This window comes from Microbacterium sp. ISL-103, assembly GCF_018613995.1.
Taxonomy (GTDB): Bacteria; Actinomycetota; Actinomycetes; order Actinomycetales; family Microbacteriaceae; genus Microbacterium.
The window spans coordinates 1-4,123 of the sequence record NZ_JAGGPD010000383.1 but is presented as its reverse complement, the minus strand read 5'-3'; the positions used below and the strand labels follow the sequence as shown (position 1 = coordinate 4,123).

Here is a 4,123-nt window from a genome sequence, read left to right as displayed (position 1 = left end):
GTGCCTAGGATGGGAGGGTGACCTCGACTTCTGCACCGAACCCGGCCACTCCTCGAACCTCGCGAAGAATCTTCGGAATCTCGTTGGCGATCATCGCCGCGCTGATCGCCGTCTTCTTCGTCTTCGCGTCGCTCTACACCGAATTCCTCTGGTTCGACCAGGTGGGCTTCGCGGGAGTGCTCACCACTCAATGGTTCGCCACGGCGGTGATGTTCGTCGTCGGATTCCTCGGAATGGCCGTGCCGCTGTTCGTCGCCATCCAGCTCGCGTACCGCCTGCGCCCCGTCTATGTGCGGCTGAGCTCGCAGCTCGACCGGTACCAGGAGGTCATCGAACCGCTCCGCCGCCTCGCGATGTGGGGCATGCCGATCTTCTTCGGTCTCTTCGCCGGATTCTCGGCCGCCAGCCAGTGGAAGACCGTGTGGCTCTGGGCGAACGGCGTCACCACCGACGCCACCGACCCGCAGTTCGGCGTCGACACCGGCTTCTACATGTTCGCGATGCCCTTCTACTCGATCCTGCTCGCGTTCGTGTCGGCGGTCCTGCTCCTCACCCTCATCGTCACCGCGCTCGTGTCGTACCTGTACGGCTCCGTCCGCATCGGTCAGGGAGAGCTTCGCATCTCGAAGCCCGCGCGCATCCAGCTCGCGATCATCGCGGGTCTCTACCTGCTCGTGCAGGCTGCCAGCCTCTGGCTCGACCGGTACAAGACCCTCGTCGCTCAGGACGACCGCATCATCGGCCCGGCCTACACGGGTGTCAATGCGACGATCCCCGGTCTCGCGATCCTCACGATCATCGCGGCCATCGTCGCCGTCCTCTTCTTCGTCACGGCCGTCATCGGCCGCTGGCGCTTCCCGCTCGCCGCGACCGCGCTGCTGATCGTCGCGTCTCTCGTGGTGGGAGTCGGCTTCCCGTGGGCGGTCACCACGTTCCAGGTGCGCCCGAACCAGAACGCCTATCAGGCCGAGTTCTACCAGCGCAACATCGACGGAACGAAAGAGGCGTACGGGGTCGCAGACCTCGAGACGACGCCGTTCGAAGCCGAGACCGACGCCGAGGCGGGTCAGCTGCGAGAAGACGCCGAGACCACGGCATCCATCCGCATCGTCGACCCGGCTGTGATCAGCCCGGCCGTTCGCCAGCTCGAGCAGTACCGCGGGTACTACCAGTTCCAGGAGAACCTCGACGTCGACCGCTACGAGATCGACGGCGTCATGCAGGACACCGTCGTCTCGGTGCGCGATCTCGACATGGACGGCGTCGACGTCACCAACTGGAACAACCGCGCCGCGGTCTACACCCACGGCTACGGCCTCGTCGCCGCCGCCGGAAACCAGCGCACGAGCGATGGCGAGCCGGTGTTCCTCGAGCGCGGCATCCCGTCGTCGGGGTTCCTCACCGAGCAGGAGAACTTCGAGCCGAGGGTCTACTTCGGTGAGAACTCGCCCGAGTACTCCATCGTCGGCGCTCCCGACGGCACAGACCCCGTCGAGATCGACTACCCGCGCGGCAAGGACGGCGCGAGTGAGACGAAGACGACGTTCGAGGGCGACGGCGGGCCGCAGATCGGCAGCACGTTCACCAAGCTGCTCTACGCGCTGAAGTTCCAGTCCGAGCAGATCCTCTTCTCGAACCTCGTGAACGACGACTCGCAGATCCTCTACGACCGCGATCCCAAGACGCGCGTGCAGAAGGTCGCTCCGTACCTCGAACTCGACAGCGACCCGTACCCGAGCGTCGTCGACGGCAAGATCGTCTGGATCATCGACGGCTACACCACGAGCTCGACGTACCCGTACTCGACCAGTGTGAGCCTGTCTGACGCGGTCGCGGACTCGAACGTCCCGTCGCCCACGCTCGCGATCGATGAGATCAACTACATCCGCAACTCGGTGAAGGCGACCGTCGACGCGTACGACGGCTCGGTCACGCTGTACGCGTGGGATGCCGAGGATCCGGTGCTGCAGACGTGGCAGAAGATCTACCCGTCGACCCTCAAGCCGGTCAGCGAGATGACAGGCGACCTGATGAGCCACGTGCGCTACCCGACGGACCTGTTCAAGGTGCAGCGCGACGTGCTCGGCACGTACCACATCGACACCGCAGGGTCCTTCGCCCAGCAGGACAACCGCTGGCAGACGCCGAACGACCCGCGCAGCGACGCGGTGCTGCAGCCGCCGTACTACCTGACGATGCAGATGCCCGGTCAGGATTCGCCGCGCTTCTCGATGTTCTCGACGTTCATCCCGTCGGCGCAGGGCGGAAGCAACCGAGACGTGCTGATGGGGTATCTGGCCGTCGATTCGGATGCAGGCTCCGAGGCGGGTGTGAAGGCCGAGGGCTACGGACAGCTCAGGATGCTCGAGATCGACACCGACACGACGGTCCCGGGCCCGGGTCAGGTGCAGAACACCTACAACTCCGACACGTCCGTGGTGCCGCAGCTCAACCTGCTGCAGCAGGGAGAGTCGGAGGTCCTCTACGGAAACCTCCTGACACTGCCCGTCGGTGGCGGTCTGCTCTATGTGCAGCCGGTCTACGTGCAGTCGTCGGAGGGTACGAAGCTGCCGCGCCTGCAGAAGGTGCTCGTGGCCTTCGGCGACAAGGTGGCCTTCGAGGACACCCTGACCGAGGCGCTCGACACTCTCTTCGGCGGAGACGCCGGCGCGACCGGCGGAGATGACGAGGTCGAGCCGACCGAGCCCGATCCCGACACCGGCGAGGTCCCTGCCGAGCCGACCGAGCCGACAGAGCCCACCGATGCGCAGGCCGAGGCGCTGGCAGCAGCTCAGCAGGCTCTCACTGACCGGGAGACCGCGCTCAAGGCCGGAGACCTCGAGGCGTTCGCCGAGGCCGACAAGCGCCTCACGGATGCGGTCAGCACACTGCTCGAGCTGGACTCGGCCGCGGGGGAGTGATCCCGCGCTGACGCGAAGAATGGGCGCCCCTCCCGGGGGCGCCCATTCTGCTTTCTTCGGCGACTGTCCTGGTCGTGAGCTGTCACCTCCAGGGAAAGCGAAAGGCCCTCTGAACCGGATTTCTCCGAGTCAGAGGGCCTTTCATTTGTTGCGGGGACAGGATTTGAACCTGCGACCTCCGGGTTATGAGCCCGGCGAGCTACCGAACTGCTCCACCCCGCGGCACGTTTTATAGCCTAACACGGGAATCGGGAGGTCGCGAATCGAGGCCTCCTCGGCGCCGGATACGGGAGGATGGGGGCATGTCAGACTCTCCTGCTGCATCCGCCGCGGTTCCCGTCGCGGTCTGCCAGTTCGCGCCGACGGCGTCGCGCACCGACAACCGCGAGCGCATCGCGCGCCTCGCCGCGGACGCTGCCGGGCGGGGTGCGAGGGTGGTCGTGTTCCCCGAGTACTCGAGCTACTTCGTGGATCCGATGGATGCCAGTCTCGCCGAGAACGCGGAGACTCTCGACGGGGAGTTCGTGTCGACCCTGACCGCCCTGGCCGCGGACTACGGAGTCGTGATCGTCGCGGGCCTCGCCGAGCGGGCCTCCGACGGCGCGCATGTGCGCAACACCGTCGTGGCGGTGCGGGGCGACGGGATACTCGCGACGTATCGCAAACAGCATCTGTATGACGCATTCGGCCAGACCGAGTCCGACTGGATCGAGGCGGGGGAGACGGGCGCAACGGCGACCGCGACATTCGAGGGCGCCGGAATGCGCTTCGGACTCATGACCTGCTACGACCTGCGCTTTCCCGAGCTGTCACGCACGCTGATCGACGCAGGAGCCGACGTCCTCGTCGTGCCCGCCGAATGGGTGCGAGGACCGCTCAAGGAGCATCACTGGACGACCCTGCTGGCGGCACGTGCGATCGAGAACACCGCCTACGTCGTCGCCGCCGACCACCCCACGCCCATCGGCGTGGGGCACTCGCAGATCGTCGATCCTCAGGGAGTCGTGCTCGCAGGCATCGGGACGGTCGAAGGGATCGCGGTCGCCGGAGTGGAGCGCTCGGTCATCGAGCGGGTGCGGGAATCGAACCCGTCGCTGCGCGTGCGCCGCTACGCCGTCAGTCCACGCTGAGGCTCAACCGCGTCGGAAGCCCGACGCGTGCCGCGCCTCCGCCTCTTCGAGGACATCGCCGCGCTTGCCCGC

General features: G+C 66.5%; 2 protein-coding genes and 1 tRNA gene. 2 read left to right on the top strand and 1 reads right to left on the bottom strand.

What is annotated here, in order from left to right; genetic code table 11:
• The first annotated feature begins 17 nt into the window (after positions 1–17).
• Entirely contained in the window at positions 18–2,921 is a 2,904-nt protein-coding gene (locus J7E68_RS13895) for a UPF0182 family protein (protein ID WP_215173520.1), read from the top strand.
• A gap of 148 nt (positions 2,922–3,069) precedes the next feature.
• Here J7E68_RS13895 and J7E68_RS13890 read toward each other — a convergent pair.
• Positions 3,070–3,143 (bottom strand) — tRNA-Met (locus tag J7E68_RS13890).
• A gap of 80 nt (positions 3,144–3,223) precedes the next feature.
• On the opposite strand from J7E68_RS13890, the gene J7E68_RS13885 reads away from it, so the two are divergent.
• A complete protein-coding gene (locus J7E68_RS13885; protein ID WP_215173518.1) occupies positions 3,224–4,051 on the top strand; it encodes a carbon-nitrogen hydrolase family protein in 828 nt (275 codons plus the stop codon).
• The last annotated feature ends 72 nt before the right edge of the window (positions 4,052–4,123 follow it).

Excerpts from the sequence above, each read along its gene's own strand:
- J7E68_RS13885 (WP_215173518.1), top strand. The coding sequence starts at position 3,224 with ATGTCAGACTCTCCTGCTGCATCCGCCGCGGTTCCCGTCGCGGTCTGC.